This window comes from Pseudomonas sp. MEJ086 (genome assembly GCF_030209025.1).
GTDB lineage: Bacteria > Pseudomonadota > Gammaproteobacteria > Pseudomonadales > Pseudomonadaceae > Aquipseudomonas > Aquipseudomonas fulva_A.
Genome location: NZ_JARVSV010000008.1, coordinates 573,776 through 590,035, shown reverse-complemented (window position 1 = coordinate 590,035; position 16,260 = coordinate 573,776). Strand labels below are relative to the sequence as shown.

At 63.4% G+C, this 16,260-nt stretch carries 13 protein-coding genes; 8 read left to right on the top strand and 5 right to left on the bottom strand.

The window, feature by feature from the left end; all coding sequences use genetic code 11:
- Positions 1 to 604: 604 nt before the first annotated feature.
- The 5 genes from QRN22_RS07900 to QRN22_RS07880 form a co-directional block, all read right to left on the bottom strand.
- Positions 605 to 1,024, bottom strand: a complete 420-nt coding sequence (locus QRN22_RS07900) for a DUF4174 domain-containing protein (protein WP_042554524.1) — start codon at positions 1,022 to 1,024, stop codon at positions 605 to 607.
- Positions 1,025 to 1,254: 230 nt separating this feature from the next.
- Entirely contained in the window at positions 1,255 to 3,168 is a 1,914-nt protein-coding gene (gene speA / locus QRN22_RS07895; RefSeq protein ID WP_042554523.1) for an arginine decarboxylase, read from the bottom strand.
- Positions 3,169 to 3,306: 138 nt separating this feature from the next.
- Positions 3,307 to 3,678: a translation initiation factor Sui1 gene (locus QRN22_RS07890; RefSeq protein ID WP_042554522.1), complete on the bottom strand. Its 372-nt coding sequence runs from the start codon at positions 3,676 to 3,678 to the stop codon at positions 3,307 to 3,309.
- Positions 3,679 to 3,817: 139 nt separating this feature from the next.
- Complete coding sequence (locus tag QRN22_RS07885; RefSeq protein ID WP_042554521.1) at positions 3,818 to 4,351, bottom strand: NUDIX hydrolase; 534 nt, start codon at positions 4,349 to 4,351, stop codon at positions 3,818 to 3,820.
- A 3-nt stretch (positions 4,352 to 4,354) separates the two neighbouring features.
- Positions 4,355 to 5,422 carry a DUF2333 family protein gene (locus tag QRN22_RS07880; RefSeq protein WP_042554520.1) on the bottom strand — a complete coding sequence of 356 codons (1,068 nt, stop codon included), beginning with the start codon at positions 5,420 to 5,422 and terminating at the stop codon, positions 4,355 to 4,357.
- A gap of 363 nt (positions 5,423 to 5,785) precedes the next feature.
- Here QRN22_RS07880 and QRN22_RS07875 point away from each other — a divergent pair, with 363 nt between their 5' ends.
- The 8 genes from QRN22_RS07875 (at position 5,786) to prmA (ending at position 16,172) form a co-directional block, all read left to right on the top strand.
- Entirely contained in the window at positions 5,786 to 7,399 is a 1,614-nt protein-coding gene (locus QRN22_RS07875; protein ID WP_042554519.1) for a diguanylate cyclase, read from the top strand.
- A gap of 207 nt (positions 7,400 to 7,606) precedes the next feature.
- Positions 7,607 to 9,571 carry a methyl-accepting chemotaxis protein gene (locus QRN22_RS07870; protein WP_042554518.1) on the top strand — a complete coding sequence of 655 codons (1,965 nt, stop codon included), beginning with the start codon at positions 7,607 to 7,609 and terminating at the stop codon, positions 9,569 to 9,571.
- A 541-nt stretch (positions 9,572 to 10,112) separates the two neighbouring features.
- A complete protein-coding gene (locus tag QRN22_RS07865; protein WP_082045810.1) occupies positions 10,113 to 11,882 on the top strand; it encodes a protein-disulfide reductase DsbD in 1,770 nt (589 codons plus the stop codon).
- A 120-nt stretch (positions 11,883 to 12,002) separates the two neighbouring features.
- Positions 12,003 to 12,452: a type II 3-dehydroquinate dehydratase gene (aroQ, locus tag QRN22_RS07860; RefSeq protein WP_042554517.1), complete on the top strand. Its 450-nt coding sequence runs from the start codon at positions 12,003 to 12,005 to the stop codon at positions 12,450 to 12,452.
- A 72-nt stretch (positions 12,453 to 12,524) separates the two neighbouring features.
- Positions 12,525 to 12,977, top strand: coding sequence for an acetyl-CoA carboxylase biotin carboxyl carrier protein (gene accB, locus QRN22_RS07855; RefSeq protein WP_042554516.1), 453 nt, complete (start codon positions 12,525 to 12,527; stop codon positions 12,975 to 12,977).
- A 17-nt stretch (positions 12,978 to 12,994) separates the two neighbouring features.
- Positions 12,995 to 14,350, top strand: coding sequence for an acetyl-CoA carboxylase biotin carboxylase subunit (gene accC / locus QRN22_RS07850; RefSeq protein WP_042554515.1), 1,356 nt, complete (start codon positions 12,995 to 12,997; stop codon positions 14,348 to 14,350).
- Between the two features lie 51 nt (positions 14,351 to 14,401).
- Positions 14,402 to 15,262, top strand: coding sequence for a hypothetical protein (locus QRN22_RS07845; protein ID WP_042554514.1), 861 nt, complete (start codon positions 14,402 to 14,404; stop codon positions 15,260 to 15,262).
- Positions 15,263 to 15,293: 31 nt separating this feature from the next.
- Positions 15,294 to 16,172 carry a 50S ribosomal protein L11 methyltransferase gene (prmA, locus tag QRN22_RS07840; protein WP_042554513.1) on the top strand — a complete coding sequence of 293 codons (879 nt, stop codon included), beginning with the start codon at positions 15,294 to 15,296 and terminating at the stop codon, positions 16,170 to 16,172.
- Positions 16,173 to 16,260: the final 88 nt, after the last annotated feature.

Below are 16,260 nucleotides of genomic sequence, written 5' to 3'. Positions count from 1 at the left end.
CTCACGCTCCGCGTGGGAATGCCTGCAGGGACGCTCTGCGTCCGATCTCGAGGCCCGGCGGGCGCAGAGCGCCCTGGATTGGACTCCCACACTGGAGCGTGGGAGCCATCAATAGCCGCCGCTCACCGGTCCACTGTGGGAGCGCGCCATGCGCGCGAAAAATCGCGGGCATGGCCCACTCCCACGGATACGGCGCCGATGACCGCTCTTGCCTTTTCCTAATCGTTCCTCAGGCTCCGCGTGGGAATGCGAAGGTCAGATCGCTGATCTGCGCAGCGTCGAAATGCGCCTCGAGCGGCTCGAAGCACTCATCCGGCGCGTGAGTGCGCGCGATTTCGGTCAGCGATTCGGCCCAGGCCAACGCCGCTCGCTCGGCATCACTGAAGTGCGCACTGATGCGTCAACCGCCCCGCCCTTTTCGGCACATGCGCATAAGCAGCATCTTCAGAAACAGGCACACGGTTGCAGGACAGCGGCAATCAACCTGCATCGCATGCAGAATGTCGAGGCTGGAAATGGCGGTGCCCTCAACGGCAACGGACGCTACTTTGAAGAGCTGCAGGCAACACCGCTAGAGCCAGGATCACCGAAAATCACTGATCCATCATTCGCCTTGGCGCATCGGCATGCGATCGATGGTGGCGAAGATCTTCTGCAAGTCTGCATCGGCGCCTTGCTGGATCTTCTTGCCGCCATCCTTGCCGACCAGAATGATCTGCGGTCGCTGGTTACCGGCATCCAGCGCCAGCAGCAGGCGTTTGCTGGCGATGGCATCCAGGGACTGATCGTTACGCTGGGCCTGCTTGCCCACCACGGTGTACAGCACCATGTCGCGTTCGACGAAGGCTTCACGGTTGGCAGGTTGTGCCAGGGCTTCACGCACCCGAACGAGCAGTGGATCGTTGGCATCGTCGGCGAGAAGGATCAACGGCCGGGTTTTCCACAGTTCGGCCTGGAGAGGATCGTCGGCAGCCGGAGCGTTCAAGGCAAATGCCGACAGCAGTAGAGCCAGAATGGCTTTCATCGCGATGCCTCCTTCACAGGTGATCGGAATACAGGCGCCAGACGGCTGGACTGGTGACCACGAGGCCACCTCCGCAAAACGACTGCCCTCAAATCGCTCGCAAGCGAGCTCCTACAATTTCGCAATCTATCCGATCCCGTAGGAGCCGGCTTGCCGGCGATTTAGTCGCCATCAAGCCGGCTTGCAGAACAGTCACCACTCGCAAGCGAGTCCCGACACATCATCGGTTCTCAGTACGACAGGTACGACGAACGCGTCAACCCCAGACGCAGCGCGTCGAGGAACTGGGTACGCTCACGGGCATTGATCTTGGCGCTGGCCACCTTGTCGCGGTAGTGGGTCATCAGCTCCTCGGGTGACAGGTGCACGTAGCGCAGCATGTCCTCGATGGTGTCGTGGGTTTCGATGCCCGCGTGATAGATGCTGCCGTCGGCGTTCTGGTAGATGTTCACCGAATCGGTATCACCGAACAGGTTGTGCATGTCACCGAGAATCTCCTGATAGGCACCGACCAGGAAGATGCCCAGCACGTAATCCTCGCCGTCGCGCAGTTCGTGGACCGGCAGGCTGGTTTCGATGGACTGCTCGTCCACGTACTGGTTGATCTTGCCATCCGAGTCGCAGGTCAGGTCCTGCAGCACGGCGCGGCGCAGTGGCTCTTCGTCCAGGCGATTGAGCGGCAGGATCGGCAGGATCTGGCCGATCGCCCAGGTGTCCGGCAGGCTCTGGAATACCGAGAAGTTGCAGATGTACTTGTCGGCCAGCTTGTCGTTGAGCTCGTCGAGCACTTGACGGTGCGAACGCTGGCGCGCCTTCAACTGGTTGTACAGGCGTCGGCAGATGGAGAAATAGCACTGCTCGGCGAGGGCCTTCTGCGGCAGGTCGAGCTTGCCGGCGGAGTATTGCCCGGCAGCCTCGCTGACGTAGTGAGTAGCACGCCAGTAGGTTTCGGCGACCATTTCCGGATCGCTGTCGTCGAGCAGATCGATCAGCACCTGCAGCACTTCCGGCTGCTCGATGCTGCGGTCGATTTCCGGCACGTCGTCGTTGTGTCGCTCGACGTCGGTCACCTGCACCAGCAACACGGCATGGTGCGCGGTCATCGCCCGGCCGCTTTCCGAGAAGATGTGCGGATGGGGGATTTCCTGGCGGTCGCAGAACTCCTTGAGCATGTCGACCACCGCATCGGCGTAGTCTTCCATGTCGTAGTTGATGGAGCTGGCGTTGCGCGAGTGGGTACCGTCGTAGTCCACGCCCAGGCCGCCGCCGACATCGATGTGATCGACCGGCAGGCCGAGCGCGCGCAGCTCACCGTAATAACGGATAGCCTCACGGAAGCCCTTGCGGTAGTCGGCGATGTTGGCGATCTGCGAGCCCATATGGAAGTGCAGCAGGCGGATGCCCTGATCCAGGCCAGCCTTGCGGAAGCGCTCGACCACCGACAGCAGCTGCGCCGCGGAGAGGCCGAACTTGGACTTCTCGCCGCCGGTGTCGGCCCATTTGGAGGATGCCAGGGAAGACAGGCGAACGCGCAGACCGATCTGCGGCGCGACCTTGAGCTCGGCCGCCTCCTCGATCACCAGAGAAACTTCCGACTCTTTCTCGATGACGATGAACACGTTGTGACCGAGCTTCTGGCCGATCAGCGCCAGGCGGATGAACTCGCGATCCTTGTAACCGTTGCAGACGATGGTGCCGCCCTTCGGGGCCAACGCCAACACGGCCAGCAATTCGGGCTTGGAACCGGCTTCCAGACCGATGGAAACGTTCTCGGTGGCGATGATGTTCTCCACCACCGCTTCCTGCTGGTTGACCTTGATCGGGTACAGCGCGGTGTAGCGGTTACCGTATTCGAGGCGCGCGATGCTGGCGTCGAAAGCGCCGGTCAGCTTGCGTACGCGGTCCTGCAGAATGTCCGGGAAGCGCACCAGCAAAGGCAGCGACAAGCCACTCTGACGCAGCTCGTCGACTTGCTCGTAGAGGTCGATGGGCGAGCTGCCAGGCCCATTGGGACGGACCTCCACACGGCCTGCGTCGTTGATCGAGAAATAACCAGCGCCCCAATGGCGGATGCCATAGACACTGCGGCTATCGGCCACCGTCCATTGGCTTCCATCGTCCTTACGTGTGCGTCGTGCGGCCATCGAGGTCTCCCTTGTAGCGGATGGGCTGATGCTGTCGAATTACAGTCGACCGAGCATAGAGCCTGGAAATGACGATTGCTCGGCAGTGGACTGGCCGAGCCATCGGTAAGTTTAGAAAGTTGCCTGTTGCAGCGGCCATCAGCCGCCGGACTTCTTGGCCTTGAAACCACGTTTGAGCAGCTCGGCGAGCAGCAGCTCCACATGGTCGCCCTGGATTTCGATCACCCCCTCCTTCAGCGAACCGCCGCACCCACAGCGCTTCTTCAGCACCGAGGCCAGCTCCTTGAGCGGCTCTTCGGCCAGCGGCACGCCGCTGATGGTGGTCACCGTCTTGCCGCCGCGGCCTTTGGTCTCGCGGCGTACCCGGGCAATGCCATCGCCCTCGGGGATCGCCGTGCTCGAGCAGTTGCAGGCATCCACCGGCTGCCCACAATCCGGGCAATGCCGGCCGGCGTCGGTGGAATACACCAGGCCACCGAGCCCGGCGAATGAAGAGGCTTTCTTGGCCACCGCGTTTTTCCTCAGTGGATTGGCGAAGCGGCGCAGTGTAACGACAAAGGCCGGCCATGCTAAGAACCGAAATGCGCCACAGGCTGATGGATTGGCGACTCACGCCCGAGCGATGGTGCGCATCGCTCGGAGGTCTGCGTTATCGCTTGGCCAGATAATGCTGCAGAGCCTGCAGCGAATCGGGACAGTAGGGCGTGTTGTGGGTATCGAGCAGCGCCGCCTGCACCGTCACGAAACGGGCCTCGAGCACTTCCTCGGGCTGCAGCACCAGCGGCGCGTCGGACACCGCCGAGAACACCGCACACCACAGGCGATTGTCCGGCTGTTCGAAGAAGAAACGCCCCTCGTCACGCAGCAGCGCATCATCGATACCCAGCTCCTCCGCCAGCTCGCGCTCGGCCGAGGCCAGGTAGCCTTCGCCCGCCGCGACCATGCCGCCAGCCGCCACGTCCCAGTAACCGGGATACACCGCCTTGCTCAGGGTACGTCGATGCACGCAGAGCTCACCGGCCGAATTGAACAGCAGGATGAAGGTACCGCGACCGATCAGCCCACGGCTGCGCAGCTCGGCGCGCGGCAGCGCGCCGAGTACCCGATCCTGCTCGTCGACCCAGGCGATCAGCTCGGCATCCGAGGCGGCGCGGTGCGCTACCTCGGCTTCGGCGATAGCCATCGATCAGCCCTGAGAGAGCAGTTGGCGCAGATCGATCACCGCGGCGTTGGCACGCGAGATGTAGTTGGCCATTACCAGCGAGTGGTTGGCGAGGATGCCGTAACCACTGCCATTGAGCACCATCGGGCTCCACAGCGTGGCCTGGGCTGCCTCCAGCTCGCGGATGATCTGCCGCACGCTGACGGTGGCGTTCTTCTTGGCCAGCACGTCGGCGAAGTCCACTTCGATGGCGCGCAGCAGGTGCGACAGTGCCCAGGCCTGACCGCGCGCCTCGTAGAACACGTTGTCGATTTGCAGCCACGGCGTCTCATAGGTGCGCTCAGTGACTTCCGGCACCTGACCTTCGGCCAGCTGCGTGGTCTCGGTCACTTCGCTATTGAGGCGTACCTGACCGACGCTGGCCGACAGGCGCTGCGACAGCGAGCCGAGACGGGTGGCGACATCACCGAACCAGTTGTTCAGGTTATCGGCACGGGTGTAGAAACGCGCGCCCCCCTGGCCCGGCTCGGACAGACGAGCCAGGTAGCGGTCCAGGGAACCGATGCCGTCACGGTATTCCGACTCGGCGGCAGGCAGCGCCCAGCTGCGGTGATCGAAGTTGAAGCGCGGCTCGGCACGAGCCAGGTCGCCGTCTTCGGTCGATTGCGACTGGGAACGCGCGAAGTCCTTGCGCAGCGCACGGGAGAAATCGCGCACCTGCACGAGCACGCCATATTCCCAGCTCGGCATGTTGTCGAGCCACAGGCCCGGAGGAGCCAGATCGTTGGAAAGAAAACCGCCCGGCTTGTCGAGCAGGGTCTCGGCGACCTGCTTGAGCGTTTCCACCGAGGTATAACCGTTGACCACCTGACGCTGACTGCTTTCGGCTGCGGCCTGGACGCGCTGCTGCACGGGGAACATGTCCGGTTCCTGACTCCAGTACCAGCCGACGACCAAGGCGATCAGCAGGTAAGCACCCAGCAAGCCGACGACCAGCCCACCAAGCCGGCCACCGGTGCGACGGCGTGTTCCAGCGGTAGCGCCATCGTCGGCACTGTGCGTGCCGGAGGTGCGGTTCTTCCAATCGAGCATGGCGATTATCCTTTGATCTGCGACGTACAGGGCTTCGACCACAGGGCACTAGCAGGGTTGCGCTAATACTTGCGCGCACATGCCCGGCAGTGAGCCTACGCTGCTCACTATAAGGGAAGCCCGCCTCACTGCGCAGCGCAACAACCTGTTCACGACGTGACAGCGTCATGAATGGACGAGACGGGGCAGGTCCGGAACCATCCCGGCCGATCAAGGGTCGGTTTGGGGCTATACGTGTTGCATGGCCCATCGTGCGGGGCGATTCACAGCATTGACGTCAAAGGAATGGCAAAATATCCATCCAGTGATAGCATGAAGCCACCACTCGGTAGCGATTCGCCGCCACTAGCAGATTAAAGGCCAATGACCGAGCAAGAAGACCCCAGCCGCGACCGGCTCAAGCAGCATTTCGCCCAGCGTGTCATTCACCAGGCCCGGCAGGTTCTGGAGGTATGGCAGCGCCTGCAGCGTGCCGAGTGGAACGATGCCGGCATGCAGGAGCTGCTCGAGGCAGCGCAATTGCTGCAGCGCTATGCCGAACGCTTCGAGCAGGTCGAGCACCGTGGCCTGGCCCAGCGTATCGTCGCCTGCCTGAGTGCGGTGAATGCCAACCGTGGGCGCCTCAACAGCGACGTGATCAGCGAGCTCAACCAGTTGATGCAACGTTTGTCGCGTACCGGGCTACGCCATGGCGATCGCTTCGAGCAGACCACCCTGCCGCCGCTGCGCAAACCGGTCTACCTGGCGCTTCAGCACCTGGAGCGTGCCGAACGCCTTGCCCAGCAACTGGAATTCTTCGGCATGAACGCCAAGCCGCTGGACACGGCCAACGCCTTCCGCGCCGCGATGCTCGAGCGCCACCCGGCCGCCATCCTGATGGAAATAGATTTCGCCGGGCCAGGCAACGGCCTGGTTCTGGCCCAGGGCGTGCAGGAAGGGCTGCAGGACAAGATTCCGCTGCTGTTCTACAGCCATGAAGATACCGACACCCCAACTCGCCTGGCCGCGGTACGTGCCGGCGGCCGCGAGTTCTTCACCGGCACCCTGGACGCTTCCAGCCTGCTGGAACGTATCGAGGTCCTGACGCACGTCGCCCAGTACGAACCCTATCGCGTACTGATCGTCGATGACTCCCGGGCTCAGGCCACCCACACCGAGCGCGTGCTGAACAGCGCCGGCATCGTCACCCGCACCCTTACCGAGCCGATCCAGGCCATGGCCGAACTGGCCGAGTTCCAGCCGGACCTGATCATCCTCGACATGTACATGCCTGCCTGCAGCGGCACCGAGCTGGCCAAGGTGATCCGTCACAACGACCGCTACGTCAGCGTGCCGATCATCTACCTGTCCGCCGAAGACGATCTCGACAAGCAACTCGACGCCATGAGCGAGGGCGGCGATGATTTCCTGACCAAACCGATCAAGCCGCGTCATCTGATCGCCACGGTGCGCAACCGTGCCGATCGTGCACGCAACCTCAAGGCTCGCATGGTGCGTGACAGCCTCACCGGCCTGTTCAACCACACCCACACCCTGCAATTGCTCGAAGATGCCCGCTTCCGCGCCCAGCGCGATGGCCAGCCACTGAGCTTCGCCATGCTCGATATCGACTACTTCAAGAAGGTCAACGACAACTACGGCCACCCCATGGGCGACCGGGTGATCAAGAGCCTGGCGCTGTTCCTCAAGCAGCGACTGCGCAAGAGCGACTGCATCGGTCGTTACGGTGGCGAGGAATTCGCCGTGGTGATGCCCAATACGGACGCCCGCACGGCTGCCAGGGTGCTCGACGAAGTGCGCAAGCGTTTCGCGGAAATTAACTACCCTGCCCAGCCTCAGGATCTCAGTTGCACCTTCAGCGGCGGCATCGCCGAGCTGCGCGACGATCTCGATAGCAAACACCTGTCGCAACGCGCCGACGAGGCGCTTTACCGTGCCAAGAATGGCGGTCGCAATCGCGTCGAGATCTACGACTGAACACGTCCCTCGTACCCTGTGCAGCGGGGTAGCCCCGCAGCGCGACTGCAGCATGAAGACGCCACAAGACTTCGCGTCGCTCGAACGGCGCCATAATTGTGACAGGGCGCACGGCGTCACACCCCTGTCATGAAGGCGCAATAACTTACCGACACAGCCGCACTGCATGGCGCAGTGCCAGCACCGTTCCGTCGTCGGTCGAGCCCCATGCGCCTTAAATCACTTACCAATCTCAACACCCTGCTGCTAGTCGGCGTCGGTATCGCCCTGGCCTGCACGCTATGGTGGTCACAGCGGGCACTGGAGCGCCCCTACGTACTGATGGAGCAGTATCTGGGTCTGTCCCAGCAATTTCAGCGCGAAGCCGCAGGCAATATCTTCGGCTACCTGGAAAGCGGCGATGCCCTGCGCCACAGTGCCGCACTGCAAAGCCTCGACGCCCTTCAGGAGAAGGTCGCCCAGTTGCCAGCCAACCTCGCTGGCGATCTGGGCAACAGCCTCAGTGACCTGAAAACCTTTGCCGCCGACCAACTGCTCGCGGCCGGCAAGCTGTCCGGAGATCCCCAGGGTCTGCTGATCCAGGCAGAGCGGGAAATGGCCGGTGCCCTGTCGCAAATCGCCAGGTATGCCGATGAAGGCCAGGGCGACGCGGCGCAAGCCTATGGCCGCCCCCTGTTCGAAGCTTCCCAGCACCTCGCCCGCCTGGCGCTGGCCCGCGACAAGCTGGTCAGCAGCGGGCGCAGCGAACTGGCAGCGGACGTGGAGCGTGAGGTGCAGTCGCTGCAGGAGATGGCGAAGACCATCGAAGGCCTGGCACTGCTTGGCGTCACCGATGAAGCAGCATCGGGCGGTAACGCTTTCGCGTCGCTGATGGGGCTGGACAGCGACAGCCTGGAGAGTGAGGCGCAAGACCGCGGCATCGCCCTGAAACGGGAGCTCAACAGCCTGCTCGGTCGCTACCCGGGCGAGCTGAACCGCACCCGCGCCCTGATCGAGCAACGTGCCCAGCTGGCCGCCGCCACCCGGGCCCGACTGGATGCGGTGCAACAGTCATTCACGACCCTGGAACCCCAGGTGCGAGCCGAACATGGCCGCATTCAGGGCGAAGTGCGCCTGATCCTCGGCGCCATGGTCGCTCTGATCCTGCTCATCGCCTTGATCATCGACACCCTGCAGCGTCGCCTCAGCCGCCTGCTCGAACGCCTGGTGCCTGCACTCTCGGCCTGGGCAGCAGGGGATTTCAGCAGCGACGTGCATCTGGCCACCAATACCCGAGAGCTGCGTGATATCGAAGAGTCGCTGAATCGCCTGCGCGCCTACCTGGTCGATCTGGTGGGCACCATTCACCAGCATGCCGGCCAGGTCTCGGCCTCCAGCCGCACCCTGGCCGACCTCAGCGGTGGCCTGCACGACGGCGCCGAACGCCAGGCCAGCGACACCGCGCAGATCCGTGACGCCCTCGGCGAGCTGGAAGCGACCATCCTTCAGGTCGCCGAGGACGCCAGCCAGACCGCGACCGCCGGGCGCGATGCCGACCGTGCCCTGGCTCAGGGTCAACTGGTCATCGGCAACAGCCTGACCGGCCTGCATGCGCTGGTCGAAGAGGTCCAGGGCAACGCCCAGGCCATCGAGCGCCTGGCAGAGGAGACAGGCACCATTGGCAGCGTACTGACGGTTATCCGCAGCATTGCCGAACAGACCAACCTGCTGGCCCTCAATGCCGCCATCGAAGCGGCTCGTGCGGGCGAGGCAGGCCGAGGTTTCGCCGTGGTGGCAGACGAAGTACGTACGCTGTCGCTACGCACCAGCGCTGCCACCGCACAGATTCAGGATGTCATCGGCCGCCTGCAGCAAGCCGCCAACGGCTCACTGCTGGCGATGCGCAGCCAGGTCGAACATGCCGAAGCCACAGCCAACCAGGCTCGCACGGCAGACGGTGCCCTGGATGAAATCGTCAACGCCATACGCACCATCGCCAGCATGGCCGGACGTATAGCCGATGCCACCGCTTACCAGGGCAGCGCAGTCAGCGAAATCCGCGATCACAGCGAACGCATCCACCAACTGGGCGGTGACAACCTGCTTCGCATCAGCCAGGGCCGCGAACAGAGCAGTGAGCTGCAGGAGTTGAGCGGCCAGTTGAATCAGGCCGTACAGGCCTTTCGCGTGTAAGCGAAGAAAAAGGCGATAGCCGCCGTTCGTTGTCGGGCGCCAATTGGTGGGCTGAAGCCCACCCTACAGCCGCGCATCTAACTGCGGGGGGGGGGCGGGCGGCGATCCGCTTTAGCTGTGGGGTGGGCTTTAGCCCACCGGATCGAATGTCCGCTGTCGTCTTGGACCTTGCACATGCACGGCCTTATGCCGCACAACTCCCCAGGGGCAGGCGTCCTCAAGCCAGCGAGCTGTAGGGTGGGCTTTAGCCCACCGGATCGAGTGTCCGCTGTCGTCTTGGACCTTGCACATACGCGGCCTTATGCCGCACAACTCCCCAGGGGCAGGCGTCCTCAAGCCAGCGAGCTGTAGGGTGGGCTTTAGCCCACCGGATCGAATGTCCGCTGTCGTCTTGGACCTTGCACATACGCGGCCTTATGCCGCACGGTCATCCGCCAGAGCGGACCGATCCGGGCTGGCGCAACCGTCACTTACAGCACGCCCCATGGCATGCGGCGCTGGCTCCGTTATGATGGCCCGATTCACGCCGTACGAGATCCCCATGCCACGTTTCCTCTGCCTGCTGCTGTTGCTCGTCGCTCTGCCTGCCAGCGCTGGCGTTTTCGACAGCCGCCCGAATGCCGCGCCGCTCGGCCAGGCGCTGAACAACAGCGACGATTTCCTGCCCGTGCGCGAGGCATTCAAACTGAGCCTGGTGAGCAGTTCGCCAACCTCGGCGACCGTGCGCTTCGTCGCGGCCGAGGGTTATTACCTCTATCGCCACCAGTTCAAGTTCAAGGTCGAGCCTGCTGCGCTTGCTGGCGCTGCCGTGAACGTGCCGGAAGGTCTGCACAAGAACGACCAGTACTTTGGCGACGTGCAGGTGTTCTACGAGGTGCTGGATGTCGACGTGCCGCTCGACAATCCGGACAATCGCCCTCTCAACATCGCCGTCACCTACCAGGGCTGCGCCGACAAGGGCCTGTGTTACCCGCCGGAAACCGAGACACTGGCCATCAATGGCGGGGTTGATGGTTCGAGCGGCGAAGCGTTGCCGAGCAAAACTGGCTGGAGCTGGGTGGACCTGGCGCTGATGTTCGCGGCTGGCCTGACGCTGACCTTCACACCCTGCGTGCTGCCCATGCTGCCGATCCTGTCCGGCGTGGTGCTGCGCGGCCGCCCGAGCAGAAGCCGTGGGCTGGCGCTGTCGCTGGCCTACGTGCTGCCGATGGCTGCCTGTTATGCCGCGCTCGGCGCCCTGATGGGGCTGTTCGGCGCCAAGCTCAATTTGCAGGCGATGCTGCAATCACCCTGGATTCTGGTGCCATTCGCGCTGTTCTTCGCGTTGTTCGCGGTGGCCATGTTCGGCGTCTTCGAACTGCGCCTGCCGGCCTTCATTCGTGAGCGCCTGGACCGCAAGGCCGCACAGACCCAGGGCGGCACCCTGGCCGGCGCGGCGACCCTGGGGGTGCTTTCCAGCCTGATCGTGTCCCCCTGCATCACCGCGCCATTCACCGCGTTGCTGCTCTATATCAGTAGCACGGGGGATGCCGTTGGTGGCGCGTTGCAGCTGTTCGCTCTCGGTTTGGGCATGGGCACGCCGCTGGTGATCTTCGCAGCGGGCGGCGGCGCACTGCTGCCCAAATCCGGTACCTGGATGGTCGCCGTGCGCAACGCCTTTGGCGTGATGCTGCTGGCAGTCTCGGTGTGGCTGCTCGAGCGGGTGCTGCCCGGTCACCTGTCGCTGGCGCTGTGGGGCCTGCTGGCCGCAGGCGTCGCGCTGTTCCTTGGCACGCTGGAGTTCACGCCCAAGACCCCGCGGGGCAAACTGGCTCAACTCGTGGGGCTGGCCTTGCTGCTCTACGCCCTGGCAGCCTGGACAGGAGCCCTGCAAGGCCGCGACGACCCGCTGCGACCGCTGGGCAGCGGTTTGCCTGGCGCCTCGCAGAGCAGCGCGACGGCTGGCAGCTGGCAAACCGTCAGCACCCCCGCCGAACTGGATGCTGCCCTGGCGCAGGCCAAGGGCGCAGGCCAGCCATTGCTGCTCGATTGGTACGCAGACTGGTGCATCAGCTGCAAGAAGATCGAGCGCGAGGTATTCAATTCGCCACAGGTAGGCCCGCAACTGGCCGACTATCATTTGCTGCGTTTCGACATGACCGACAGCACGGCGGCCCAACGTGCACTGCTCGATCGCTACCAACTGTTCGGCCCGCCAGCTATCCAGATGTTCGACGGCAGCGGCGAGGAATTGCACGACCTGCGGGTGGTCGGCGAGATCGACGCAGCTGCATTTTCCGAACGCCTGGGCCGGGCACGAGAACGATTTTAAGCAATTCGGTCACATATCCGGCCAACCCTGCACGGATCGTGCTGACTACTCCCGAAAACTGGACAGCCCTACGGCAACTCTGGCAGAGTCCGCGCAGCTAAAAAGAAGGAAGCCCGGATCATGTCGACCCTACTGGTTTTGCACGGCCCCAATTTGAACCTGCTCGGCACCCGAGAACCCGGTACCTATGGCGCCACGACCCTCGAGCAGATCAATCTCGACCTCGAGCAACGTGCCCGCGAGGCCGGCCATCACCTGCTGTATCTGCAGAGCAATGCCGAGTATGAACTGATCGACCGCATCCACGCTGCCAGAGGCGAAGGCGTCGACTTCATCATCATCAACCCGGCCGCCTTCACTCACACCAGCGTCGCATTACGTGACGCGTTGCTGGCGGTGAGCATCCCATTCATCGAAGTGCACCTCTCCAATGTGCACAAGCGCGAGCCTTTCCGGCATCACTCCTACTTCTCCGACGTGGCGGTGGGCGTGATCTGCGGTCTCGGCGCCAGCGGTTATCGGCTGGCCCTCGAGGCGGCCCTGGAAAACCTGGCGAGCAAAAACACCTGAAACCGACGCCATGATGCGGCGGTTCATTCGCACAACTTGAACGACCCTGACCAGACTGGGAGTTGAACACCTATGGATATTCGCAAAGTCAAAAAACTGATCGAGCTGCTGGAAGAGTCCGGCATCGACGAACTGGAAATCAAGGAAGGCGAAGAGTCCGTACGCATCAGCCGTCACGGCAAGCAACCGGCCTACGTCCAGCCTACCTATGCGCCGGCCCCTGCTCCAGTCGCTGCCGCCGCTCCGGCTGCCGCTGCCGAAGCCGCCGCTCCGGCCGCTGCCAAACTGAACGGCACCGTCGTACGTTCGCCGATGGTCGGTACCTTCTACCGCGCCGCTTCGCCAACCTCGGGCAACTTCGTTGAAGTTGGCTCGACCGTGAAGAAAGGCGACATCCTCTGCATCGTCGAAGCGATGAAGATGATGAACCACATCGAGGCCGAAACCAGCGGCACGATCGAATCCATCCTGGGCGAGAACGGTCAGCCGGTGGAATACGATCAACCGCTGTTCACCATCGTCTGATGCACGGGGAACCCGTAATGCAGAAGCTGGAAAAAGTTCTGATCGCCAACCGTGGCGAGATCGCCCTGCGCATCCTGCGTGCCTGCAAGGAACTGGGCATCAAGACCGTCGCCGTGCACTCCACCGCCGACCGCGAACTGATGCACCTGGCCCTGGCCGACGAGTCCGTCTGTATCGGCCCGGCACCCGGCAACCTGTCGTACCTGAACATCCCGGCGATCATCAGTGCCGCGGAAGTTACCGGCGCGACCGCCATCCACCCTGGCTACGGCTTCCTCGCGGAAAACGCCGATTTCGCCGAGCAGGTGGAAAATTCCGGTTTTGCCTTCATTGGCCCGAAAGCCACCACCATTCGCCTGATGGGTGACAAGGTTTCCGCCAAGCACGCCATGATCAAGGCCGGTGTCCCCGTGGTGCCCGGCTCTGACGGTCCATTGCCGGAAGACGACGCAACCGCCCTGGCCATCGCCCGCGAGGTCGGTTACCCGGTGATCATCAAGGCCGCTGGCGGCGGCGGTGGTCGCGGCATGCGCGTGGTCTGGAAAGAAGAGGACCTGATCAAATCGGCCCGCCTGACCCGCAGCGAAGCCGGCTCGGTGTTCGGCAATCCGATGGTCTATCTGGAGAAGTTCCTCGGCAATCCGCGTCACGTGGAAGTCCAGGTGCTGTCCGACGGCCAGGGCAACGCCATCCACCTCTATGACCGCGACTGCTCGCTGCAGCGCCGTCACCAGAAGGTACTGGAAGAAGCTCCGGCGCCGATGATCGACGAAACCGCCCGTGCCGAAGTGCTGCAACGGTGCGTCGATGCCTGCATCGAAATCGGCTACCGCGGTGCTGGCACCTTCGAGTTCCTCTATGAAGACGGTCGTTTCTACTTCATCGAGATGAACACTCGCGTGCAGGTCGAGCACCCGGTCACCGAAATGGTCACCGGTATCGACATCGTCAAGGAGATGCTCAGCATCGCCGCTGGCAACAAGCTGTCGTACAAGCAGGAAGACGTGAAGCTTCTGGGCCATGCCCTGGAGTGCCGCATCAACGCCGAAGACCCGGATACCTTCATGCCCTGCCCGGGCAAGGTGAAGCACTTCCATGCCCCAGGCGGCTTTGGCGTACGTGTCGACTCGCACCTGTACAGCGGCTACTCGGTACCGCCGAACTACGATTCGCTGATCGGCAAGCTGATCACCTACGGCACCACCCGTGACGAGGCCCTGGCCCGCATGCGTAATGCCCTGGAAGAAATCGTCGTCGATGGCATCAAGACCAACGTGCCCCTGCACCGCAATCTGGTGGTGGACAAGGGCTTCTGCGAAGGTGGCGTGAATATCCACTACCTGGAAAAGAAACTGGGTATGGACAAGCACTAAACCAGAAGGGCCGCGCAATGCGGCCCTTTTTCATTCCCTCAGGTATACCAGATGTCGCTCAAGAGCCGCTGCCAGTCCATCTCCAGCGCCTTTGGCGAAGCCACCATCTGCCTGGCGCTTGCAGTGCGCAGCAGCCTCGGCCTCGGCGTACTGACGCGCTCCTGCGGCCTTTGCCTGCTGGCGTTCGGCCTGTGGACCTGGCTGTTCTACGCTCAGTTCGAAGTAATCGCCCAGCTTGCCGGCATGCTCTCGCTGTTCATCGTCATGGGCGCTGCGGTTCTGGGCTTGCTTCCGGGCATGGGCGGCGCCGGTGCTGCCAGCCTGACCGGCATGGCTGGTATTGCTCCTGCCCTGGGGATGCTGGTGCTGTATGCCGGGCTGCTGACACTGGCCATGATCTGCACGCTCTACATCGCCTTGATCGTGATAAGCATCCGCCTGGCCTTGCGCTGGGTGCTGATGGACAGCCTGCGCGAGCGCGCCTTGCGCCATTATCCGACGCTGGCCCTGCGCCAGGCACAGCCGAGTCAGCGGCTGCATGGCGCCCGCTACCATATTGGCCCCTGGCTGGGCCTGAGCGTCGGTACCGTGCTGTGCCTGCTGATACCACTGGTAAATGGCGTGCTGCTGCTCCTGCTGCTGGCTTACCTGAACGTACGCATCCTGATACCCGCCGCGCTGTCCGACCTTGCCAACGGCAGCGAACAGATGCACGCGGTTCGGCAGCAACGCGGTGCCATGACAGCATTCGGCCTGTTGATTCTGCTGATCGCGCCACTGCCGGGCATCAACCTGCTGCTCCCCGCATTGCTCGGTGCTGGCTCATGCCACCTTGCCTACCGCGGCTTGCTACGCGCAGGGCTCCCGGCTGGCGTGGTCGAGACGCCTCAAGTAAGCTTGCCGCCGCCATAAAGGTTCAACGTCACGTCTTCGAGGTTTCTCCATGCCCTGGTTACAAGTCCGTCTCGCCATCACTCCCGAGCAGGCGCCAACCTATGAAGACGCCCTGCTGGAAGTTGGCGCGGTATCGGTAACCTTCATGGATGCCGAGGATCAGCCGATTTTCGAGCCGGACCTGGGCACCACGCCGCTGTGGAGCAATACCCATCTGCTGGCCCTGTTCGAGGCCGACACCGACGCCGAGGCCCTGAGCGCGCACTTGCGACTGCTGACCGGTGGCGAGCTGCCCGAACATCACTTCGAGGTGATCGCCGATCAGGACTGGGAGCGCAGCTGGATGGACGGATTCGCGCCGATGCGTTTCGGTCAGCGCCTGTGGATCGTGCCGAGCTGGCACGAAGCACCGGAGCCGGACGCGGTCAATCTGCTGCTCGATCCCGGCCTGGCCTTCGGTACCGGTACCCACCCGACTACCTCACTGTGCCTGCAATGGCTCGACGCCCAGAAACTGGACGGTTGCAGCGTGCTGGATTTCGGTTGCGGCTCGGGCATCCTCGCCATCGCCGCGCTGCTGCTCGGCGCCCCCCGCGCAGTCGGCACCGACATCGATCCGCAGGCTCTGGAGGCCTCCCGCGACAATGCCGGGCGCAACGGCATCGCCGAGGAGCGCTTTCCGGTCTACCTGCCGGCCGACCTGCCTCAGGAGCCAGCCGATGTGGTGGTGGCCAACATTCTCGCCGGGCCACTGGTCAGCCTGGCGCCGCAGATTACCCGCCTGGTGAAAAGCGGCGGCCGCCTGGCACTGTCCGGCATTCTTGCCGAACAGGCCGACGAAGTGCGCGCCGCCTACGAAGCCGACTTCGCGCTCGACCCGACCGCGACTCAGGATGGCTGGGTGCGCATCAGCGGCGTTCGTCGCTAAGCCCACTGCCGCGTTGCAGGCGCGGCACTTAATGCTGCTTTTGCAATCTGTTGGGTTAGACTAACGCCCCGTTTTCGCCACCCCGCGG